15 protein-coding genes, 4 tRNA genes, 3 rRNA genes and 1 riboswitch are annotated in these 20,585 nt (G+C 53.8%); of the genes, 18 read left to right on the top strand and 4 right to left on the bottom strand.

The annotated features are described in order from the left end of the window. The first annotated feature begins 39 nt into the window (after nt 1-39). The 4 genes from argC (at nt 40) to oxyR (ending at nt 4,528) form a co-directional block, all read left to right on the top strand. Complete coding sequence (gene argC, locus ABGB15_RS20800) at nt 40-1,044, top strand: N-acetyl-gamma-glutamyl-phosphate reductase (protein ID WP_215723738.1); 1,005 nt, start codon at nt 40-42, stop codon at nt 1,042-1,044. A 6-nt stretch (nt 1,045-1,050) separates the two neighbouring features. Next, on the top strand, nt 1,051-1,827 hold the full coding sequence (gene argB / locus ABGB15_RS20795) for an acetylglutamate kinase (RefSeq protein ID WP_098946274.1): 777 nt from the start codon (nt 1,051-1,053) through the stop codon (nt 1,825-1,827). A 105-nt stretch (nt 1,828-1,932) separates the two neighbouring features. Further along, nucleotides 1,933-3,306 carry an argininosuccinate lyase gene (argH, locus tag ABGB15_RS20790; RefSeq protein ID WP_215723737.1) on the top strand — a complete coding sequence of 458 codons (1,374 nt, stop codon included), beginning with the start codon at nt 1,933-1,935 and terminating at the stop codon, nt 3,304-3,306. 304 nt (nt 3,307-3,610) lie between these two features. Next, nucleotides 3,611-4,528, top strand: coding sequence for a DNA-binding transcriptional regulator OxyR (gene oxyR / locus ABGB15_RS20785; protein WP_152082925.1), 918 nt, complete (start codon nt 3,611-3,613; stop codon nt 4,526-4,528). Here the strand turns inward: oxyR and sthA are convergent. After that, the gene (gene sthA, locus ABGB15_RS20780) at nt 4,511-5,911 is read right to left on the bottom strand and encodes a Si-specific NAD(P)(+) transhydrogenase (protein ID WP_003862057.1); all 1,401 of its coding nucleotides are present in this window, start codon (nt 5,909-5,911) and stop codon (nt 4,511-4,513) included. The two genes, oxyR and sthA, sit on opposite strands and share 18 nt — an antisense overlap. 196 nt (nt 5,912-6,107) lie before the next feature. On the opposite strand from sthA, the gene fabR reads away from it, so the two are divergent. Further along, complete coding sequence (gene fabR, locus ABGB15_RS20775; protein WP_152082926.1) at nt 6,108-6,746, top strand: HTH-type transcriptional repressor FabR; 639 nt, start codon at nt 6,108-6,110, stop codon at nt 6,744-6,746. 9 nt (nt 6,747-6,755) lie between these two features. After that, nucleotides 6,756-7,115, top strand: a complete 360-nt coding sequence (locus tag ABGB15_RS20770) for a YijD family membrane protein (protein ID WP_152082927.1) — start codon at nt 6,756-6,758, stop codon at nt 7,113-7,115. Nucleotides 7,116-7,205: 90 nt separating this feature from the next. Here ABGB15_RS20770 and trmA read toward each other — a convergent pair whose 3' ends face one another. Continuing rightward, entirely contained in the window at nt 7,206-8,306 is a 1,101-nt protein-coding gene (gene trmA, locus ABGB15_RS20765) for a tRNA (uridine(54)-C5)-methyltransferase TrmA (protein ID WP_215723736.1), read from the bottom strand. Nucleotides 8,307-8,410: 104 nt separating this feature from the next. After that, a riboswitch (cobalamin riboswitch) is annotated at nt 8,411-8,587 on the top strand. Between the two features lie 65 nt (nt 8,588-8,652). Between trmA and btuB the strand changes: the two genes are divergently transcribed. The 9 genes from btuB to ABGB15_RS20720 all read left to right on the top strand — a co-directional run bounded on the left by btuB (nt 8,653) and on the right by ABGB15_RS20720 (nt 17,074). Beyond that, on the top strand, nt 8,653-10,500 hold the full coding sequence (gene btuB, locus ABGB15_RS20760; protein ID WP_215723735.1) for a TonB-dependent vitamin B12 receptor BtuB: 1,848 nt from the start codon (nt 8,653-8,655) through the stop codon (nt 10,498-10,500). After that, entirely contained in the window at nt 10,445-11,296 is an 852-nt protein-coding gene (gene murI, locus ABGB15_RS20755) for a glutamate racemase (RefSeq protein ID WP_152082930.1), read from the top strand. Before btuB ends, murI begins: the two co-directional genes overlap by 56 nt. Before the next feature lie 383 nt (nt 11,297-11,679). Then, nucleotides 11,680-13,221, top strand: a 16S ribosomal RNA gene (locus ABGB15_RS20750). A 68-nt stretch (nt 13,222-13,289) separates the two neighbouring features. Beyond that, nucleotides 13,290-13,366 (top strand) — tRNA-Ile (locus ABGB15_RS20745). Nucleotides 13,367-13,474: 108 nt separating this feature from the next. Next, a tRNA-Ala gene (locus ABGB15_RS20740) sits at nt 13,475-13,550 on the top strand. Nucleotides 13,551-13,720: 170 nt separating this feature from the next. Continuing rightward, nucleotides 13,721-16,625 (top strand): 23S ribosomal RNA (locus ABGB15_RS20735). A 72-nt stretch (nt 16,626-16,697) separates the two neighbouring features. Next, a 5S ribosomal RNA gene (gene rrf, locus ABGB15_RS20730) occupies nt 16,698-16,813 on the top strand. Together the 16S, 23S and 5S rRNA genes with 4 tRNA genes alongside form the textbook arrangement of a ribosomal RNA operon. Before the next feature lie 56 nt (nt 16,814-16,869). Further along, a tRNA-Asp gene (locus ABGB15_RS20725) sits at nt 16,870-16,946 on the top strand. Nucleotides 16,947-16,998: 52 nt separating this feature from the next. Then, nucleotides 16,999-17,074 (top strand) — tRNA-Trp (locus ABGB15_RS20720). A gap of 100 nt (nt 17,075-17,174) precedes the next feature. On the opposite strand, the gene hdfR is transcribed toward ABGB15_RS20720, so the two are convergent. After that, nucleotides 17,175-17,996, bottom strand: a complete 822-nt coding sequence (gene hdfR, locus ABGB15_RS20715) for an HTH-type transcriptional regulator HdfR (RefSeq protein WP_152082931.1) — start codon at nt 17,994-17,996, stop codon at nt 17,175-17,177. Between the two features lie 118 nt (nt 17,997-18,114). On the opposite strand from hdfR, the gene ABGB15_RS20710 reads away from it, so the two are divergent. Next, nucleotides 18,115-18,453 carry a DUF413 domain-containing protein gene (locus ABGB15_RS20710; RefSeq protein ID WP_008501577.1) on the top strand — a complete coding sequence of 113 codons (339 nt, stop codon included), beginning with the start codon at nt 18,115-18,117 and terminating at the stop codon, nt 18,451-18,453. Between the two features lie 32 nt (nt 18,454-18,485). Here the strand turns inward: ABGB15_RS20710 and ABGB15_RS20705 are convergent, their stop codons facing one another. After that, the gene (locus tag ABGB15_RS20705; RefSeq protein WP_215723856.1) at nt 18,486-20,006 is read right to left on the bottom strand and encodes a YifB family Mg chelatase-like AAA ATPase; all 1,521 of its coding nucleotides are present in this window, start codon (nt 20,004-20,006) and stop codon (nt 18,486-18,488) included. Between the two features lie 342 nt (nt 20,007-20,348). Here ABGB15_RS20705 and ilvL point away from each other — a divergent pair, with 342 nt between their 5' ends. Beyond that, nucleotides 20,349-20,447: an ilv operon leader peptide gene (ilvL, locus tag ABGB15_RS20700; protein WP_001311244.1), complete on the top strand. Its 99-nt coding sequence runs from the start codon at nt 20,349-20,351 to the stop codon at nt 20,445-20,447. Between the two features lie 86 nt (nt 20,448-20,533). Further along, nucleotides 20,534-20,584 (top strand): peptide IlvX, encoded by a 51-nt coding sequence (ilvX, locus tag ABGB15_RS20695; protein ID WP_166792073.1) that lies wholly within the window; start codon nt 20,534-20,536, stop codon nt 20,582-20,584. Nucleotide 20,585 lies beyond the last annotated feature (1 nt).

Here is a 20,585-nt window from a genome sequence, read left to right as displayed (position 1 = left end):
TGAATAAAAATACATTAACGTTGAGCATAAAGGAACCCGATGTTGAATACGCTGATTGTAGGCGCTAGCGGTTATGCGGGCGCAGAGCTTGTAAGCTACGTGAATCGCCACCCTCATATGACCATAACCGCTTTGACCGTGTCAGCGCAAAGCAATGATGCAGGAAAGTTAATTTCCGATTTGCATCCGCAGCTTAGGGGCATTGTTGACCTGCCGCTGCAGCCAATGTCCGACATCAGCGAGTTCACCGACGGCGTCGACGTGGTGTTTTTAGCCACCGCGCACGAAGTCAGCCACGACCTGGCACCGCAGTTTCTGGCGGCTGGTTGCGTGGTGTTCGACCTCTCCGGCGCGTTCCGCGTTAACGACGGCGCGTTCTATGAAAAATACTACGGTTTCACCCATCAGCACCCGGAACTGCTTGAAAAAGCGGTCTACGGCCTGGCGGAGTGGAGCGCAGACAAACTGAAAGAAGCGAATCTGATTGCCGTGCCGGGCTGCTACCCGACGGCGGCGCAGCTTTCCCTGAAGCCGCTGATCGACGCGGGCCTGCTGGATCTGAACCAGTGGCCGGTGATCAACGCCACCAGTGGCGTGAGTGGAGCAGGGCGTAAAGCGGCGATCTCCAACAGCTTCTGCGAAGTGAGCCTTCAGCCCTATGGCGTATTCAATCACCGTCATCATCCTGAAATTACGACCCATCTGGGCGCGGACGTCATTTTTACGCCACACCTGGGCAGCTTCCCGCGTGGCATTCTCGAAACCATCACCTGCCGTCTGAAAGCGGGCGTGACCAAAGAACAGATTGGTGAAGCCTTTACTCAGGCGTATGCGGATAAACCGCTGGTGCGTCTGTACGACAAAGGCGTGCCTGCACTGAAAAACGTGGTCGGCCTGCCGTTCTGCGACATCGGCTTTGCCGTGCAGGGTGAACACCTGATTGTGGTGGCTGCAGAAGATAACTTACTCAAAGGCGCTGCCGCGCAGGCAATGCAGTGTGCAAATATTCGTTTCGGCTTCCCTGAAACGCAGGCTCTTATTTAAGGTGTGATGATGAACCCATTAATTATCAAACTCGGTGGTGTGCTGCTGGACAGCGAAGAAGCGCTGGAGCGTCTGTTTACCGCGCTGGTTAACTATCGCGAATCACATCAACGTCCGCTGGTGATTGTTCACGGCGGCGGTTGCGTGGTGGATGAGCTGATGAAAGGGCTTAATCTGCCGGTGAAAAAGAAGAATGGCCTGCGCGTCACACCTGCTGACCAGATTGACATCATTACCGGTGCGCTGGCGGGCACGGCGAACAAAACGCTGCTGGCGTGGGCGAAGAAACACCATATCGCGTCCGTTGGCCTCTATCTGGGCGATGGCGACAGCGTAAAAGTGACCCAGCTCGACGAAGAGCTTGGACACGTTGGACTGGCGCAGCCGGGTTCGCCTAAGCTGATTAACACGCTGCTGGAAGGCGGTTTCCTGCCGGTGGTGAGCTCTATCGGCGTGACCGAAGAGGGCGAGCTGATGAATGTGAACGCGGACCAGGCGGCCACCGCACTGGCGGCAACGCTGGGTGCAGACCTGATCCTGCTCTCCGACGTGAGCGGCATTCTGGACGGCAAAGGCCAGCGCATTGCAGAAATGACCGCCGCGAAAGCCGAGCAGTTAATTGCTCAGGGCATTATCACCGACGGGATGATCGTTAAGGTGAACGCGGCGCTGGATGCGGCGCGCACGCTTGGCCGTCCGGTGGATATCGCCTCCTGGCGTCACGCGGAGCAGCTCCCGGCGCTGTTTAACGGCACGCCGATTGGCACGCGTATTCTGGCTTAAGATTCTGTGCCGGATGGCGCTTCGCTTATCCGGCCTACGTGAAATTTGTAGGCCCGGTAAGCGCAGCGCCACCGGGCAAAAATATCATCATTAAGGAAATTCGTTATGGCACTTTGGGGTGGGCGTTTTACACAGGCAGCGGATCAACGGTTCAAACAGTTCAACGACTCTTTGCGCTTCGACTACCGCCTGGCCGAACAGGATATCGTCGGCTCTGTGGCCTGGTCCAAAGCGCTGGTGACGGTTGGTGTGCTGACCGCAGAAGAACAACTGCAGCTGGAAGAGGCGCTGAATAACCTGCTCGAAGAGGTGCGTCTGGACCCGCAGCAAATCCTGCAGAGTGATGCCGAAGATATTCACAGTTGGGTGGAAGGCAAACTCATCGATAAAGTCGGCCAGCTGGGTAAAAAACTGCACACCGGCCGTAGCCGTAACGATCAGGTCGCCACCGACCTGAAGCTGTGGTGTAAAGATACCGTTAGCGAGCTGCTGGCGGCCAACCGTCAGCTGCAGAGCGCGCTGGTGGAAACCGCGCAGAACAATCAGGACGCGGTGATGCCGGGTTATACCCACCTGCAGCGCGCGCAGCCGGTAACCTTTGCGCACTGGTGTCTGGCCTACGTTGAGATGCTGGCGCGTGACGAAAGCCGTCTGCAGGATACTCTGAAACGTCTGGACGTCAGCCCGCTGGGCAGCGGCGCGCTGGCCGGTACGGCGTATGAAATCGACCGTGAACAGCTGGCAGGCTGGCTCGGCTTTGCCTCCGCCACGCGCAACAGTCTGGACAGCGTCTCTGACCGCGACCACGTGCTGGAGCTGCTCTCGAATGCCTCTATCGGCATGGTGCACCTGTCGCGCTTTGCTGAAGATCTGATCTTCTTTAACTCTGGCGAAGCGGGCTTCGTCGAGCTGTCCGACCGCGTGACCTCAGGTTCTTCCCTGATGCCGCAGAAGAAAAACCCGGACGCGCTGGAGCTGATCCGCGGCAAGTGTGGCCGGGTGCAGGGCGCGCTGACCGGTATGATGATGACCCTGAAAGGGCTGCCGCTGGCGTACAACAAAGATATGCAGGAAGACAAAGAAGGGTTGTTCGATGCGCTCGACACCTGGCTGGATTGTCTGCACATGGGCGCGCTGGTATTGGACGGCATCCAGGTGAAACGTCCGCGCTGCCAGGAAGCGGCGCAACAGGGTTATGCTAACTCGACCGAGCTGGCGGATTACCTGGTGGCGAAAGGCGTACCGTTCCGTGAAGCGCACCATATCGTGGGTGAAGCGGTGGTAGAAGCGATTCGTCAGGGTAAACCGCTGGAAGATCTGGCGCTTGCCGATCTGCAAAAATTCAGCGCGGTTATCGGGGATGATGTGTATCCGATTCTGGCGCTGCAGTCCTGCCTGGATAAACGTGCCGCGAAAGGCGGCGTGTCACCGAAGCAGGTGGCGCAGGCGATTGCGGATGCGAAAGATCGGTTGGTTTAAACCGTGCGGGCTGGTGCCCTCACCCCGGCCCTCTCCCACAGGGAGAGGGAGAAAAACGGAGCCTGGCTTAGCGCTGGGCTTTTTTTACGCAAAAAAAAGCGGACCACGGGGTCCGCAAAAGTTCACGTTGGCTTTAGTTGTTCGAGTTTTGAGAGAAACTCGCTGACGGTGCGGGGACGTCAAGGGTCAAACACGTGCCGCCTCGTCTATGTGGTGTATTATTCAACAGAATGCTTGATAGGGATAATCGTTCGTTGCTATGCTATCTATCGCCATGAACTATCGTGGCGACGGAGGATGAATAATGAATATTCGTGATCTTGAATACCTGGTAGCGTTAGCCGAGCACCGCCATTTTCGTCGCGCGGCAGATTCCTGCCACGTCAGCCAGCCTACGCTGAGCGGCCAGATCCGCAAGCTGGAAGATGAGCTGGGCGTCATGCTGCTGGAGCGCACCAGCCGTAAGGTACTGTTCACCCAGGCCGGTCTGTTGCTGGTGGATCAGGCGCGTACTGTGCTGCGCGAGGTCAAAGTGCTCAAGGAAATGGCAAGCCAGCAGGGGGAGACGATGTCCGGCCCGCTGCATATTGGCCTGATCCCAACCGTTGGCCCGTACCTGTTGCCGCAGATCATTCCAATGCTGCACCAGACATTCCCGAAACTCGAAATGTATCTGCATGAAGCGCAAACCCATCAGTTGCTGGCGCAGTTAGACAGCGGCAAGCTCGACTGCGCGATTCTGGCGTTGGTCAAAGAGAGTGAAGCCTTCATTGAAGTACCGCTGTTCGATGAGCCGATGATGCTGGCGATCTATGAAGATCACCCGTGGGCAAACCGCGATCGCGTGCCGATGGCCGATCTGGCCGGTGAAAAGCTGCTGATGCTGGAAGATGGTCACTGCCTGCGCGATCAGGCGATGGGCTTCTGCTTCGAAGCAGGTGCCGACGAAGATACCCATTTCCGCGCAACCAGCCTGGAAACGCTGCGTAACATGGTGGCGGCGGGAAGCGGCATCACGCTGTTGCCTGCGCTGGCCGTGCCGCGCGAGCGTCAACGTGATGGTGTGGTTTATCTGCCGTGTATTAAGCCAGAGCCGCGCCGCACGATAGGTCTGGTTTATCGCCCTGGGTCACCGCTGCGCAGCCGCTATGAGCAGCTGGCAGAGGCCATCCGTGGTGCGATGGATGGCCATTTTGACAACGCGTTAAAACAGGCGGTTTAAGCCGTTCAGCGCAGCTACCCGATAGGCTTCCGCCATGGTCGGGTAGTTAAAGGTGGTGTTAACGAAGTACTCGATGGTGTTGCCGCCACCTTTTTGCTCCATGATTGCCTGGCCGATATGAATGATTTCCGCGGCACGTTCACCAAAGCAGTGAATCCCGAGGATCTCTTTCGTCTCGCGATGGAACAAAATCTTCAGCGTACCCACGCTCATCCCCACGATTTGCGCCCGCGCCAGATGTTTAAACTGCGCACGACCCACCTCGTAAGGCACCTTCATGGCCGTCAACTGCTGCTCGGTTTTCCCCACAGAGCTGATTTCCGGAATGGTGTAGATACCCGTCGGGATATCTTCGATCAGATGCGCCGTTGCTTCGCCTTTCACCAGCGCCTGAGCGGCAATGCGCCCCTGGTCGTAAGCGGCTGATGCCAGACTTGGGTAACCAATCACGTCGCCCACCGCGTACACGTGCGGCAGCGCGGTCTGATACATGCTGTTGACCTTGAGCTGGCCACGGCTGTCGGTCTCAAGCCCGATATTTTCCAGCTGCAGTGAATCGGTGTTGCCGGTACGACCGTTGGCATACAGCAGGCAGTCAGCTTTCAGCTTCTTACCGGACTTCAGATGCATGATCACACCGTCGTCGCAGCCTTCGATCTTCTCGTACTCTTCGTTGTGGCGAATCACCACACCGCTGTTCCAGAAATGATAGGAAAGGGAATCTGACATCTCCTGATCGAGGAAGGCAAGCAGCCGGTCGCGGGTGTTGATGAGATCGACTTTGACCTCCATACCTCGGAAGATCGACGCATATTCGCAGCCAATCACGCCCGCGCCATAGATGATCACATGGCGTGGCTCGTGGTGAAGGCTGAGGATGGAGTCGCTGTCGTAGATGCGCGGGTGCGAGAAGTCCACGTCTGCCGGATGGTACGGGCGTGAACCGCAGGCGATCACAAATTTTTCAGCGGTGAGCGTCTCAACCGAACCGTCGTGGCACTCCAGCGCCAGGGTGTGTTCATCCACGAAATGCGCGTTACCTTGCAGAATTTCACAGTGGTTGCGCTCATAGAAACCCTGACGCATGCGCGTCTGCTGGTTAATGACCGTGTCTGCGTGATTCAGGATATCGGCAAAGGAGGAACGAAGAAGTCGGGAGTGGTCGCTGTAAAGAGGGTTCTGGTTAAATTCAATAATGCGGCTAACGGCGTGGCGGAGGGCTTTCGATGGGATGGTGCCCCAGTGGGTGCAACCGCCGCCAACATTATGATAGCGCTCAATGACCGCTACTCTGGCTCCCTGTTTCACCAGACCCATAGCAGCGCCTTCGCCGCCGGGGCCGGAACCAATAACTATTGCGTCGTAATCGTAGGAATGTGGCATGGCAAGGCTTACCTGTTCTTATACATAAAAGCAACAGAATCATAACATCATTGCAGAAGTATCCCAATTATCGTTGTGCTTTTTTCGGGCAGTGGAGCACAAACCGCGCGTAAACAATCATTCACAAAGCTAACCAAACAGATTAATTTTATTCTCTGGTATAGTGCCTGCAGGCCTTTGGAAGGATTCAACTATCGTGATGGGCGTTAGAGCACAACAAAAAGAGAAAACCCGGCGTTCGCTGGTGGAAGCGGCATTCAGTCAACTGAGTGCCGAGCGAAGTTTTGCCAGTTTGAGCCTGCGCGAAGTGGCGCGTGAGGCCGGGATTGCGCCAACGTCCTTCTATCGTCACTTCCGTGATGTGGATGAACTGGGCCTGACCATGGTCGATGAAAGTGGGCTGATGCTGCGCCAGCTTATGCGCCAGGCGCGCCAGCGCATTGCCAAAGGCGGCAGCGTGATCCGCACGTCGGTGTCGACTTTTATGGAATTTATCGGCAATAACCCTAATGCATTTCGCCTGCTGCTGCGCGAGCGCTCCGGAACCTCTGCCGCGTTTCGTGCTGCGGTCGCGCGTGAAATTCAACATTTCATCGCGGAACTTGCCGACTATCTGGAACTCGAAAACCATATGCCGCGTGCTTTTACGGAAGCACAGGCCGAAGCGATGGTGACGATTGTCTTCAGTGCGGGTGCCGAAGCACTGGATGTCAGCGTTGAGCAACGCAAGCAACTCGAAGAGCGACTGGTATTGCAGCTGCGGATGATTTCCAAAGGTGCGTACTACTGGTATCGCCGTGAACAAGAGAAACTGGCACATCAAACCGAAGAGTGAAGGTGAGTAATGAAACAGTCAGGTCAGGATAAAGGGACGCTGTTGCTGGCATTGATCGCTGGCTTATCCATTAATGGTACGTTTGCCGCTATTTTTAGCTCAATTGTTCCGTTTTCGATTTTCCCGATAATTGCGCTGGTGCTGACGGTTTACTGCCTGCATCAACGTTACCTGAACCGCACGATGCCTGTGGGATTGCCGGGACTGGCCGCTGCCAGCTTTATTCTGGGCGTATTGCTGTATAGCACGGTGGTGCGCGCGGAGTATCCGGATATCGGCTCTAACTTCCTGCCTGCGGTGCTCTCTGTGGCGCTGGTGTTCTGGATTGGCTCGCGTATGCGTAGCCGTAAGAGCCAGTTGCCGGAGTAAAGGGTTTTGTCATTGTAGGCCGGATAAGCGAAGCGCCATCCGGCTTTTTTGGCAGGTAGCGCTTCGCTTACCTGCCCTACAGGATTCACATTACTTTGCCGTGAGCAGGACACCGCACTCCATATGGTGCGTATACGGGAACTGATCGAACAGTGCCAGACGTTCAACCTTGTGCGTCTGGCTTAATGTTTCCAGGTTCTTGCACAGTGTCTCCGGGTTACAGGAGATGTACAAAATGCGCGGGTACGCCTGCACCATTTTCTCGGTTTCGCTGTCCAGGCCGCTGCGCGGTGGGTCGACAAAAATCGTCTCGCACTGGTAACTCTTCAGATCGATTCCCTGCAGGCGGTTAAACTCGCGCACGCCGTTCATGGCCTGCGTGAACTCTTCTGCGGCCATGCGAATGATCTGCACGTTATCGATATGGTTCGCGGCGATGTTGTACTGCGCGGCAGCCACCGACGGCTTGGCGATTTCCGTTGCCAGCACGCGCTCAAAATTGCGTGCCAGCGCCAGCGAGAAGTTGCCGTTACCGCAGTACAGCTCAAGCAGATCGCCTTTAGATCCTTCCGTCGCCTTCAGCGCCCACTCCAGCATCTGCACGTTCATTGCCGCGTTCGGTTGGGTGAAGCTGTTCTCTACCTGACGATAAACCATCTCTTTACCCGCCACTGGCAGACGCTCGTCGACGTAATCCTGATCCAGCATGATTTTGGTTTTTGTCGCGCGGCCAATGAGATGAACGTTGATGTTCTGCGCACGCAGCGCATCGCGCAGCGCTTCTGCCTGCTCGCGCCACTCGTCATTCAGGGCTTTGTGATACAGCAGGGAGACAATGGCCTGATTGCTTTGGGTCGTCAGGTAGTCTATCTGGAACAGCTTGTGGCGCAGCACTGGGTTGTTGCGCACGCCGTCAATCATTAGCGTCATCAGCTGGTTGATGAGCTCACTCGCCGCCGGGAAGCTGTCCACGCGAATACGGGATTTCGTCTGCTGATCGAAAATGATGTGGTAGAGGTCATCGCCATCGTGCCAGATGCGAAACTCAGCGCGCATACGGTAATGGCTGACAGGGGAGCGGAACACCTCGGGAACGGGCGCGTTGAAAGGCGTCATCATACTTTGCAGGCGGACAACTTTCTCTGCCAGCTGTGCGTCGTACTGTTCTGTCGGGAGGTGTTCTGGGGTCATGATGCGTCCTGAGTGATAAAGAATTACGCGGGGATTGTAGGCATTGTTCAGGGGATGTCCAGATTTTATGGCCAATAGCTGTCTGGACATCTATACGTGTCTAATTGTAGCATTCTGTTTCCGGTCTCCTGAGAGTGAAAAGGGAATCCAGTGTAAATCTGGAGCTGACGCGCAGCGGTAAAGACTGGCGGGATGAGAGTTGTAGACACTGTGAAAATGGGAAGTCTTCATCCGTATAACGCCACCCAGCCCGAAGACCTGCCGGGATCACGTCGCAATTGGTTTCATCATCGCGTGCTATCGATGAGGCCTGCGGCATCCTTCTTATATTGTGGATGCTTTAACAATGATTAAAAAAGTATCGCTGTTGACGGCGCTGTCCGTCACGGCATTTTCGGGCTGGGCGCAGGATAGCGCTGACTCGTTGGTGGTGACAGCAAACCGTTTTGAACAACCCGCAAAAACCGTTCTGGCTCCGACTTCTGTCGTAACGCATGAAGATATCGAACGCTGGCAGGCAAAAAGCGTGGTGGAGGTAATGTCACGTCTGCCGGGAGTCGATATCGCACAAAGCGGTGGGCTTGGGGCGACCTCTTCTACCTATATTCGTGGGACCGAATCCCGCCACGTTCTGGTGTTGATTGATGGTATTCCTCTGAACAACGCCGGGATTAGCAATGTGCCCGATCTGAGCCAAATTCCGGTCTCGCTGATCCAGCGTATTGAGTATATTCGTGGCCCGCGTTCGGCACTGTACGGTTCTGATGCGATTGGTGGCGTGATTAACATCATCACCGGGCGCGATAAGCCGGGGGCGGAAATTTCTGCGGGAGTGGGTTCTAAGGGCTATCAAACTTACGATGGTTCTTTCCAGCAAGTGCTCGATAAAACCAAAATCACCATGGCAGGTAACTATACCTATACCCGTGGTTTTGATATTGGTGCGAATGATGCGCCGCGCCAGCCTGACCGTGACGGTTTTATGAGTAAGTCACTGTATGGCTCAGTGGAACAGCAGATTACCGACAGTGTAAGCGGGTTCTTCCGTGGCTTTGGTTACGATAACCGCACGGCGTATGACGGCTACGACGCTTACAATGATGACTACACCGCGATAACGGGCAGGCCGGACACGCGCCAGCTGTATAGCCAGAACTGGGACACCGGGCTGCGTTATAGCCAGGGAATTTATCAATCTCAACTGGTAGCGGGTTATGGTCGTAGCAAAGACCTGAACTATGATCCGAGCAAAGGGCGTTATGCTGCATCCTCCACCATGGATGATGTGAAGCAATATACCGCCCAGTGGATGAATAATGTGACGGTTGGGCACGGTAATATTGGTGCGGGTCTGGACTGGCAGAAGCAAAGAACGCAGGCGGGGACGGGGCTTCTTGAGAAAGGATACGAGCAGCACAATACCGGCGTTTTCCTCTCCGGTATGCAGCAGTTCAATAGCGTGACCCTGGAAGCTGCTGCCCGTAATGATGACAACTCTAACTTCGGCAATCATAGCACCTGGCAAACCAGCGCCGCGTGGGAGTTTGTTGAGGGGTATCGCTTCATTGCCTCCTACGGTACGGCCTATAAAGCGCCAACAATGAGCCAGATCCATAGCGCGAAATATGGCAACCCGGATCTCAAACCTGAAGAGAGTAAGCAGTGGGAAGGTGGCTTTGAAGGGCTAACGGGGCCGGTTAACTGGCGCATTAGCGCTTATCGTAATGATGTCGACAACCTGATTGGCTATGACGCGATGAACCGTCCTTACAACGTGAACAAAGCACGTATCGAAGGGATCGAAGCAACAGCGCAGTTTGATACCGGCCCGGTGGCGCATCAGATTTCCTATGATTACGTCGACCCGCGTAATGCGAAAACCAACGAAGTGCTCAAGCGTCGCTCTAAACAGCAGGTGAAATACCAGCTTGACTGGCAGACCTGGGACGTTGACTGGAATCTTGCTTACCGCTATCTGGGAACGCGCTACGATGATGACTTTAGCGGTTATCCGACGCGTGAAGTTAAAATGGGCGGTGTTAGCCTGTGGGATGTCGCCGTTTCATATCCGGTCACCTCACATCTGACAGTTCGTGGTAAAATAGCCAACCTGTTCGATAAAGATTACGAGACAGTTTATGGCTACCAAACTGCAGGACGGGAATACACCTTGTCTGGCAGCTACACCTTCTGAACCGCGTCCCACCGTGCTGGTGTTTGATTCCGGCGTCGGTGGGCTTTCGGTCTATGATGAGATTCGGCATCTCCTGCCGGATCTCCATTACATTTACGCTTTCGATAACGTCGCTTTCCCCTATGGGGAGAAGAGTGAAGACTTTATTGTTGAGCGTGTGGTTGAAATCGTCACCGCGGTACAACAGCGTTATCCCCTGGCGCTGGCGGTTATTGCCTGCAATACGGCTAGTACGGTATCCCTTCCTGCGTTGCGCGAAAAGTTCCAGTTTCCTGTTGTCGGCGTGGTGCCTGCTATCAAACCTGCTGCGCGCCTGACGGCGAACGGTATTGTCGGTTTGCTGGCAACGCGTGGTACGGTGAAACGTCCTTATACACGTGAGCTTATCGACCGCTTTGCCAACGAGTGTCAGATTGCGATGCTGGGTTCGGCGGAGCTGGTTGAAATGGCGGAAGCGAAGCTGCATGGAAAATCCGTTTCACTCGACGAGCTGCGCCGTATTTTGCGTCCGTGGCTGCGGATGCCGGAACCGCCGGATACCGTCGTGCTGGGCTGTACCCACTTCCCGCTCTTACAGGAAGAACTGTTAAACGTTCTGCCGGAGGGCACGCGGCTGGTGGATTCTGGTGCTGCTATTGCGCGTCGCACGGCCTGGCTGCTGGAACATGAAGCGCCGGATGCAAAATCTGCCGATGCAAATATCGCTTTTTGTATGGCCGTCACAAAAGAAACTGAGCAACTTTTACCCGTTTTACGTCGTTATGGGTTTGAAACGCTCGAAAAACTGGCGCTGTAACACGGTTTTGAGCAAAAAAGAGACGGTTGAACGTTTTTTTTAAAAGAGGGGTTGTCAACGTCTGAGAACTCCCTATAATGCGCCTCCACTGACACGGAACAACGGCTTACAGGCCGCCGGGTTAGCGGGGTTCAGAGATGAACGCCAACAGAGAAAAGTGAAAATAATCACTTGACTCTGAATGAGGAAAACGTAATATACGGGACCTCGCAACGGTGAGCTGAAAGCCGCGTTGCAACTGCTCTTTAACAATTTATCAGACAATCTGTGTGGGCACTCAAAGTGACATGGATTCTTAACGTCGCAAGACGAAAAATGAATACCAAGTCTCTGAGTGAACATACGTAATTCATTACGAAGTTTAATTCACGAGCATCAAACTTAAATTGAAGAGTTTGATCATGGCTCAGATTGAACGCTGGCGGCAGGCCTAACACATGCAAGTCGAGCGGCAGCGGGAAGTAGCTTGCTACTTTGCCGGCGAGCGGCGGACGGGTGAGTAATGTCTGGGAAACTGCCTGATGGAGGGGGATAACTACTGGAAACGGTAGCTAATACCGCATAATGTCGCAAGACCAAAGAGGGGGACCTTCGGGCCTCTTGCCATCAGATGTGCCCAGATGGGATTAGCTGGTAGGTGGGGTAACGGCTCACCTAGGCGACGATCCCTAGCTGGTCTGAGAGGATGACCAGCCACACTGGAACTGAGACACGGTCCAGACTCCTACGGGAGGCAGCAGTGGGGAATATTGCACAATGGGCGCAAGCCTGATGCAGCCATGCCGCGTGTATGAAGAAGGCCTTCGGGTTGTAAAGTACTTTCAGCGGGGAGGAAGGTGTTGTGGTTAATAACCGCAGCAATTGACGTTACCCGCAGAAGAAGCACCGGCTAACTCCGTGCCAGCAGCCGCGGTAATACGGAGGGTGCAAGCGTTAATCGGAATTACTGGGCGTAAAGCGCACGCAGGCGGTCTGTCAAGTCGGATGTGAAATCCCCGGGCTCAACCTGGGAACTGCATTCGAAACTGGCAGGCTGGAGTCTTGTAGAGGGGGGTAGAATTCCAGGTGTAGCGGTGAAATGCGTAGAGATCTGGAGGAATACCGGTGGCGAAGGCGGCCCCCTGGACAAAGACTGACGCTCAGGTGCGAAAGCGTGGGGAGCAAACAGGATTAGATACCCTGGTAGTCCACGCCGTAAACGATGTCGACTTGGAGGTTGTGCCCTTGAGGCGTGGCTTCCGGAGCTAACGCGTTAAGTCGACCGCCTGGGGAGTACGGCCGCAAGGTTAAAACTCAAATGAATTGACGGGGGCCCGCACAAGCGGTGGAGCATGTGGTTTAATTCGATGCAACGCGAAGAACCTTACCTACTCTTGACATCCAGAGAACTTAGCAGAGATGCTTTGGTGCCTTCGGGAACTCTGAGACAGGTGCTGCATGGCTGTCGTCAGCTCGTGTTGTGAAATGTTGGGTTAAGTCCCGCAACGAGCGCAACCCTTATCCTTTGTTGCCAGCGGTTAGGCCGGGAACTCAAAGGAGACTGCCAGTGATAAACTGGAGGAAGGTGGGGATGACGTCAAGTCATCATGGCCCTTACGAGTAGGGCTACACACGTGCTACAATGGCGCATACAAAGAGAAGCGACCTCGCGAGAGCAAGCGGACCTCATAAAGTGCGTCGTAGTCCGGATTGGAGTCTGCAACTCGACTCCATGAAGTCGGAATCGCTAGTAATCGTGGATCAGAATGCCACGGTGAATACGTTCCCGGGCCTTGTACACACCGCCCGTCACACCATGGGAGTGGGTTGCAAAAGAAGTAGGTAGCTTAACCTTCGGGAGGGCGCTTACCACTTTGTGATTCATGACTGGGGTGAAGTCGTAACAAGGTAACCGTAGGGGAACCTGCGGTTGGATCACCTCCTTACCTTAAAGAACCTGCCTTTGTAGTGTCCACACAGATTGTCTGATGAAATTAGCAGTAAAAATCTCTGCAGGCTTGTAGCTCAGGTGGTTAGAGCGCACCCCTGATAAGGGTGAGGTCGGTGGTTCAAGTCCACTCAGGCCTACCAAATTTTCCCTGATACTGCGTTGCGGCAACGCTCACATACTGATGTATGCTTCGCGTTACCACGCCTTGTCTCAGGAAAAATTACCGGTACAGAGATTGGCAAAACGATGGGGCTATAGCTCAGCTGGGAGAGCGCCTGCTTTGCACGCAGGAGGTCTGCGGTTCGATCCCGCATAGCTCCACCATCTTTTACTGCGAACACAAGAAAACTTCAGAGTGAACCTGAAAAGGTGCACTGCGAAGTTTTGCTCTTTAAAAATCTGGATCAAGCTGAAAATTGAAACGACACATCTTAATGGTGTGTTCGAGTCTCTCAAATTTTCGCAATCAGAAGTGAAACATCTTCGGGTTGTGAGGTTAAGCGACTAAGCGTACACGGTGGATGCCCTGGCAGTCAGAGGCGATGAAGGACGTGCTAATCTGCGAAAAGCGCCGGCGAGGTGATATGAACCCTTGACCCGGCGATGTCCGAATGGGGAAACCCGGTGCACTACGGTGCATCATCACAGCATGAATACATAGTGCTGTGAAGCGAACCGGGGGAACTGAAACATCTAAGTACCCCGAGGAAAAGAAATCAACCGAGATTCCCCCAGTAGCGGCGAGCGAACGGGGAGCAGCCCGGAGTCTGAATCAGTGTGTGTGTTAGTGGAACGGTCTGGAAAGTCCGACGGTACAGGGTGATAGTCCCGTACACGAAAGCACACATGCTGTGAACTCGAAGAGTAGGGCGGGACACGTGGTATCCTGTCTGAATATGGGGGGACCATCCTCCAAGGCTAAATACTCCTGACTGACCGATAGTGAACCAGTACCGTGAGGGAAAGGCGAAAAGAACCCCGGCGAGGGGAGTGAAAAAGAACCTGAAACCGTGTACGTACAAGCAGTGGGAGCCTACTTGTTAGGTGACTGCGTACCTTTTGTATAATGGGTCAGCGACTTATATTCTGTAGCAAGGTTAACCGAATAGGGGAGCCGAAGGGAAACCGAGTCTTAACTGGGCGTTAAGTTGCAGGGTATAGACCCGAAACCCGGTGATCTAGCCATGGGCAGGTTGAAGGTTGGGTAACACTAACTGGAGGACCGAACCGACTAATGTTGAAAAATTAGCGGATGACCTGTGGCTGGGGGTGAAAGGCCAATCAAACCGGGAGATAGCTGGTTCTCCCCGAAAGCTATTTAGGTAGCGCCTCGTGAACTCATCTTCGGGGGTAGAGCACTGTTTCGGCTAGGGGGCCATCCCGGCTTACCAACCCGATGCAAACTGCGAATACCGGAGAATGTTATCACGGGAGACACACGGCGGGTGCTAACGTCCGTCGTGAAGAGGGAAACAACCCAGACCGCCAGCTAAGGTCCCAAAGTCATGGTTAAGTGGGAAACGATGTGGGAAGGCACAGACAGCCAGGATGTTGGCTTAGAAGCAGCCATCATTTAAAGAAAGCGTAATAGCTCACTGGTCGAGTCGGCCTGCGCGGAAGATGTAACGGGGCTAAACCATGCACCGAAGCTGCGGCAGCGACACTATGTGTTGTTGGGTAGGGGAGCGTTCTGTAAGCCGTTGAAGGTGGCCTGTGAGGGTTGCTGGAGGTATCAGAAGTGCGAATGCTGACATAAGTAACGATAAAGCGGGTGAAAAGCCCGCTCGCCGGAAGACCAAGGGTTCCTGTCCAACGTTAATCGGGGCAGGGTGAGTCGACCCCTAAGGCGAGGCCGAAAGGCGTAGTCGATGGGAAACAGGTTAATATTCCTGTACTTGGTGTTACTGCGAAGGGGGGACGGAGAAGGCTATGTCGGCCGGGCGACGGTTGTCCCGGTTTAAGCATGTAGGCGGAGGTTCTAGGTAAATCCGGTACCTTTTTAACGCTGAGGTGTGATGACGAGGCACTACGGTGCTGAAGTGACAAATGCCCTGCTTCCAGGAAAAGCCTCTAAGCATCAGGTAACACGAAATCGTACCCCAAACCGACACAGGTGGTCAGGTAGAGAATACCAAGGCGCTTGAGAGAACTCGGGTGAAGGAACTAGGCAAAATGGTGCCGTAACTTCGGGAGAAGGCACGCTGATATGTAGGTGAAGCCCCTGCGGGTGGAGCTGAAATCAGTCGAAGATACCAGCTGGCTGCAACTGTTTATTAAAAACACAGCACTGTGCAAACACGAAAGTGGACGTATACGGTGTGACGCCTGCCCGGTGCCGGAAGGTTAATTGATGGGGTTAGCGGCAACGCGAAGCTCTTGATCGAAGCCCCGGTAAACGGCGGCCGTAACTATAACGGTCCTAAGGTAGCGAAATTCCTTGTCGGGTAAGTTCCGACCTGCACGAATGGCGTAATGATGGCCAGGCTGTCTCCACCCGAGACTCAGTGAAATTGAACTCGCTGTGAAGATGCAGTGTACCCGCGGCAAGACGGAAAGACCCCGTGAACCTTTACTATAGCTTGACACTGAACACTGGTCCTTGATGTGTAGGATAGGTGGGAGGCTTTGAAGCGTGGACGCCAGTCTGCGTGGAGCCGCCCTTGAAATACCACCCTTTAATGGCTGGTGTTCTAACGTGGACCCGTAATCCGGGTTGCGGACAGTGTCTGGTGGGTAGTTTGACTGGGGCGGTCTCCTCCCAAAGAGTAACGGAGGAGCACGAAGGTCAGCTAATCCTGGTCGGACATCAGGAGGTTAGTGCAATGGCATAAGCTGGCTTGACTGCGAGCGTGACGGCGCGAGCAGGTGCGAAAGCAGGTCATAGTGATCCGGTGGTTCTGAATGGAAGGGCCATCGCTCAACGGATAAAAGGTACTCCGGGGATAACAGGCTGATACCGCCCAAGAGTTCATATCGACGGCGGTGTTTGGCACCTCGATGTCGGCTCATCACATCCTGGGGCTGAAGTAGGTCCCAAGGGTATGGCTGTTCGCCATTTAAAGTGGTACGCGAGCTGGGTTTAGAACGTCGTGAGACAGTTCGGTCCCTATCTGCCGTGGGCGCTGGAGAACTGAGGGGGGCTGCTCCTAGTACGAGAGGACCGGAGTGGACGCATCACTGGTGTTCGGGTTGTCATGCCAATGGCACTGCCCGGTAGCTAAATGCGGAAGAGATAAGTGCTGAAAGCATCTAAGCACGAAACTTGCCCCGAGATGAGTTCTCCCTGACTCCTTGAGAGTCCTGAAGGAACGTTGAAGACGACGACGTTGATAGGTCGGGTGTGTAAGCGCAGCGATGCGTTGAGCTAACCGATACTAATGAACCGTGAGGCTTAACCTTACAACGCCGAAGGTGTTTTGGCGGTGAGAGACAGACACGATTTTCAGCCTGATACAGATTAAACAGAATTTGCCTGGCGGCTGTAGCGCGGTGGTCCCACCTGACCCCATGCCGAACTCAGAAGTGAAACGCCGTAGCGCCGATGGTAGTGTGGGGTCTCCCCATGTGAGAGTAGGGAACTGCCAGGCATCAAATTTAGTAGTAAGCCGGTGCATTAATCCGGTGGTTACAAGCAGTCTTCGGTGGAGCGGTAGTTCAGTCGGTTAGAATACCTGCCTGTCACGCAGGGGGTCGCGGGTTCGAGTCCCGTCCGTTCCGCCACTTATTAAGACATTAAGCCTGCCTTCCCGGCAGGCTTAATGGCAAGAAATTTAGGGGCGTAGCTCAGTTGGTAGAGCACCGGTCTCCAAAACCGGGTGTCGCGAGTTCGAGTCTCTCCGCCCCTGCCATATAGAATCCTTTGCTTCGGCAAAGGATTTTTTTTTGCCCCTGCAACAGCAAAAATCTCCACTCTGAACTGATAGCCTGCATCCCCACAGGCTTATTCTTTTAATCCAGTATGCTGATTTTTAACAGATCTTTTATCTGCGACTGCTTATCACTGTTCTGTAGCCAAATCGCATAAAGCGGTCTGGAAAGCGTTGTGGAATCGGTGACGGTATGGAGGCCAGGTTTATTATCTGCCCAACGCACAGGCAACCAGGTGCAACCCTTCAACAAGGTCAGTTGCTGACAGGCGATCTCTGCAGAGCTTGTGGTTAATTGCGGTACGTCATCGCTGGCAATCAACCCTGCTTCATGTTGCTGAAAATCCGGTCCCCATTCCAGGCGTAGATAGTTTAGATCGGCCTTCATCATTGAGGGCGTTGAGGCATAAAGTGCAAGACTAAACTGCCCAACAATCTGGCTGCTAAATTCGTCCATCTTGGGGGCTTCAGTCGTGATCAGGAGATCCAGTTGACGTTCATGCAGTTGCTTAACGAGCGACTGACGTTGCGCAATTCTGGCCTCAAATTGCAGATGACTATGCGAGCGGTATAGTCGGGTAAGCCACTGACTAAGCATGCATTCCCACAGGGATGCGCTGGCTCCAATGGAGAACTCATTGTGCCTGGAGGTATGAGCAACCTCCTTACGGGCTGCCTGCCAGGTGTTCATCAACGTTTCTGCATACGGCAATAGTTTCTCACCGGCTGGCGTTAAACGGATATTGTTGCGGTGGCGGGTAAAAAGGTTCACACCCAGTTGATTTTCCAGCTGTCGAATACGAAAACTGACCGCTGACTGCGTCAGGTAGAGGGCTTCCGCTGCTCGCCCAAAGTGACGTGTTCTGCTCACTTCGAGGAAAGTTTTTAGCAATTCCGTATCCACATCTTTCTCCGCAAAATTATTTGTCGTTATGATTTAAATGTTTTGTTTTACACTCTGTCAAGCGTAACTAATACTCCGCGCCATAAATAGCTCGGCCAAAGAATTAGGAGCGTGTAGGATGGCGGAAAGCTTTACGACGACTAATCGTTTTTTCGACAATAAACATTATCCGCGCGGGTTCTCTCGTCACGGCGATTTCACCATCAAAGAGGCGCAGCTGCTTGAGCGCCATGGTTATGCCTTTAACGAGCTGGATCTGGGTAAACGTGAACCAGCAACGGAAGACGAAAAACAGTTTGTATCTGTTTGCCGTGGTGAGCGTGAGCCGCAGTCTGAAGCAGAACGTGTATGGATCAAGTATATGGCTCGCATCAAGCGTCCTAAGCGTTTCCATACGCTGTCTGGCGGTAAGCCGCAGATGGAAGGTGCAGAAGACTACACCGAGTCTGATGACTAAGATGAAGAAAAAAGGGGCTACGGCCCCTTTTTTTACGCCAGCATTTTTTGCAGATGCAGCAACAAACGATCTATTGCGCGATAGCTCAGCGCCTCCTGCAAATGTCGCCTCTCAATATCAGGGCTTTCCCCCACATCGGCGATCGTTCTGGCCACTTTCAACAGACGCTGCCACGCACGGATAGAAAGACCAAACCGAGAAAGTGTCTCCTCCAGCCAGCCAGCATCTTCAGCAGTCAGGTGGCAAAACTGGCGAATTTCAGCGTTATCAAGGCGTGCATTGAGTTTATTCTGGCGGGCATATTGTCGTGCCTGCGCGGCAATAACCCGGTCGCGTACTTCTGCTGTGCTCTCACCGTTCATGCGGGTCTGTCTGAGCAGGCCTGGCGGCGGCAGAGGGATCTCAAGGGATAAATCGAAACGGTCAAGAAAAGGCCCTGAGAGCTTCCCCAGGTAGCGCAGCGTCTGCTCTGGTGTACAACGGTTATGATTACCCTGGTAATGCCCTGTGGGACTAGGGTTCATTGCAGCAACGAGCTGAAACCGTGCCGGATAGCTAATTTTGGCTCGGGTGCGGGAAATATGAATCTCACCGGATTCAATGGGCTCCCTCAGTGCATCCAGAACGCGACGCTCAAACTCGGGCAGCTCATCGAGAAACAGAATGCCATTGTGTGCCAGAGAGATCTCGCCAGGCCCCGGCATTGACCCGCCCCCTACCATCGCTGTGAGTGAAGCACTGTGGTGTGGCGAGCGGAAGGGGCGACGCCGCCAGTGTTTTTGCAGTGACGTAGAACTGACCAGGCTTAAAATAGCGGCACTTTCCAGCGCTTCATGATTACTGAGTGGAGGAAGCAAACCAGTTAATCTGCTCGCCAGCATGGTTTTACCCGTACCCGGCGGACCTATCAGTAAAAGATTATGCCCACCGGCAGCGGTAATCTCCAGCGCCCTTTTCCCCTGCTCCTGACCCATAATATCGCAGAGATCCTCCGGTGCATCCGGTAGCGCGTTGTCACTCTCTTCCGGTTCGGACAGCTCATGACGCCCCTCCAGAAACGCGCAAACCTCCTGTAAATGCCCCGCTATCAGGCACCCTTTTTCTGCTATGAGGCTCACTTCTGATGCGTTTTCATTGGCCAGAATGATTTGTCGGCCGGCGCGTATTGCTTCAAGTGCCCCCGATATTGCACCGGGAACGCCTCTTAACGAGCCTGTAAGCGCCAGTTCTCCGACGAACTCATACGAGCCTAACCTGGGCGTATTGAGCTGCTCAGAGGCCGCGAGAAGCGCTATAGCGATAGGTAAATCATATCGCCCTCCCTCTTTGGGCAGGTCAGCAGGTGCAAGATTGATAGTGATCTTCTTCGCGGGGAAGGTATAACCGCTATTGATGATCGCGCTGCGAACCCGGTCTCTGGCCTCTTTTACCGTCGTTTCTGGTAAGCCGACAAGTGTGAGACCTGGAAGGCCATTACTCAGATGAACCTCAACAGAAATAAGCGGTGCCTTAACTCCGATAGCCGCGCGCGTATAAACAACTGACAGTGACATAAGCACCTCCTCAGTGACCGACTATGCCAGCGTCATGTTTTCCTGTTTAGCATCGTTTTGCTGATTTACGATGCCAGTTCCTGATTTTTGGCGACATATCGCAAATGTTGCAACGCCGTGGAATCCCCCTCGCAGAAGCGGAAAATTGCCTGGTTTGAGGGTATAAGCGCATCACAAACAGTGAAAAAAATTCATTTTCTATTTTTTTCATATAAAACAATCGCTTTAAGGAAAACGCTTTGCAGGCTATATAAATCAGTCATAAATAAATCTTGTGTTTATTTAAATAACTGTGGTAACTCTTTAGGTATTCCTTCGAACAAGATGCAGAAAGAACTGAAAATGACAGCCCTTCTACGAGTGATTAGCCTGGTCGTGATTAGCGTGGTGGTGATTATTATCCCACCGTGCGGGGCTGCACTTGGACGAGGAAAGGCTTAGAAATCAAGCCTTAACGAACTAAGACCCCCGCACCGAAAGGTCCGGGGGTTTTTTTATGACTAAAAAACGCAAATGAGGAGCAGAGAATGACGACTAGCACAAAATTCTGTTTCTCCCGATTTATGACGGGGAACTAAC

The organism is Enterobacter sp. MALB-1, from assembly GCF_041021625.1.
Lineage (GTDB): Bacteria > Pseudomonadota > Gammaproteobacteria > Enterobacterales > Enterobacteriaceae > Enterobacter > Enterobacter oligotrophicus.
This window is presented reverse-complemented; position numbering and strand designations above follow the sequence as displayed.

What these genes read in the sequence shown, in the direction of transcription:
- murI (WP_152082930.1), top strand. Translation starts at nt 10,445, where the DNA reads ATGGCTACCAAACTGCAGGACGGGAATACACCTTGTCTGGCAGCTACA.
- argB (WP_098946274.1), top strand. Translation starts at nt 1,051, where the DNA reads ATGATGAACCCATTAATTATCAAACTCGGTGGTGTGCTGCTGGACAGC.
- argC (WP_215723738.1), top strand. Translation starts at nt 40, where the DNA reads ATGTTGAATACGCTGATTGTAGGCGCTAGCGGTTATGCGGGCGCAGAG.
- oxyR (WP_152082925.1), top strand. Translation starts at nt 3,611, where the DNA reads ATGAATATTCGTGATCTTGAATACCTGGTAGCGTTAGCCGAGCACCGC.
- ilvL (WP_001311244.1), top strand. Translation starts at nt 20,349, where the DNA reads ATGACAGCCCTTCTACGAGTGATTAGCCTGGTCGTGATTAGCGTGGTG.
- trmA (WP_215723736.1), bottom strand. Translation starts at nt 8,306, where the DNA reads ATGACCCCAGAACACCTCCCGACAGAACAGTACGACGCACAGCTGGCA.
- argH (WP_215723737.1), top strand. Translation starts at nt 1,933, where the DNA reads ATGGCACTTTGGGGTGGGCGTTTTACACAGGCAGCGGATCAACGGTTC.
- ABGB15_RS20710 (WP_008501577.1), top strand. Translation starts at nt 18,115, where the DNA reads ATGGCGGAAAGCTTTACGACGACTAATCGTTTTTTCGACAATAAACAT.
- sthA (WP_003862057.1), bottom strand. Translation starts at nt 5,911, where the DNA reads ATGCCACATTCCTACGATTACGACGCAATAGTTATTGGTTCCGGCCCC.
- btuB (WP_215723735.1), top strand. Translation starts at nt 8,653, where the DNA reads ATGATTAAAAAAGTATCGCTGTTGACGGCGCTGTCCGTCACGGCATTT.
- ABGB15_RS20705 (WP_215723856.1), bottom strand. Translation starts at nt 20,006, where the DNA reads ATGTCACTGTCAGTTGTTTATACGCGCGCGGCTATCGGAGTTAAGGCA.
- ABGB15_RS20770 (WP_152082927.1), top strand. Translation starts at nt 6,756, where the DNA reads ATGAAACAGTCAGGTCAGGATAAAGGGACGCTGTTGCTGGCATTGATC.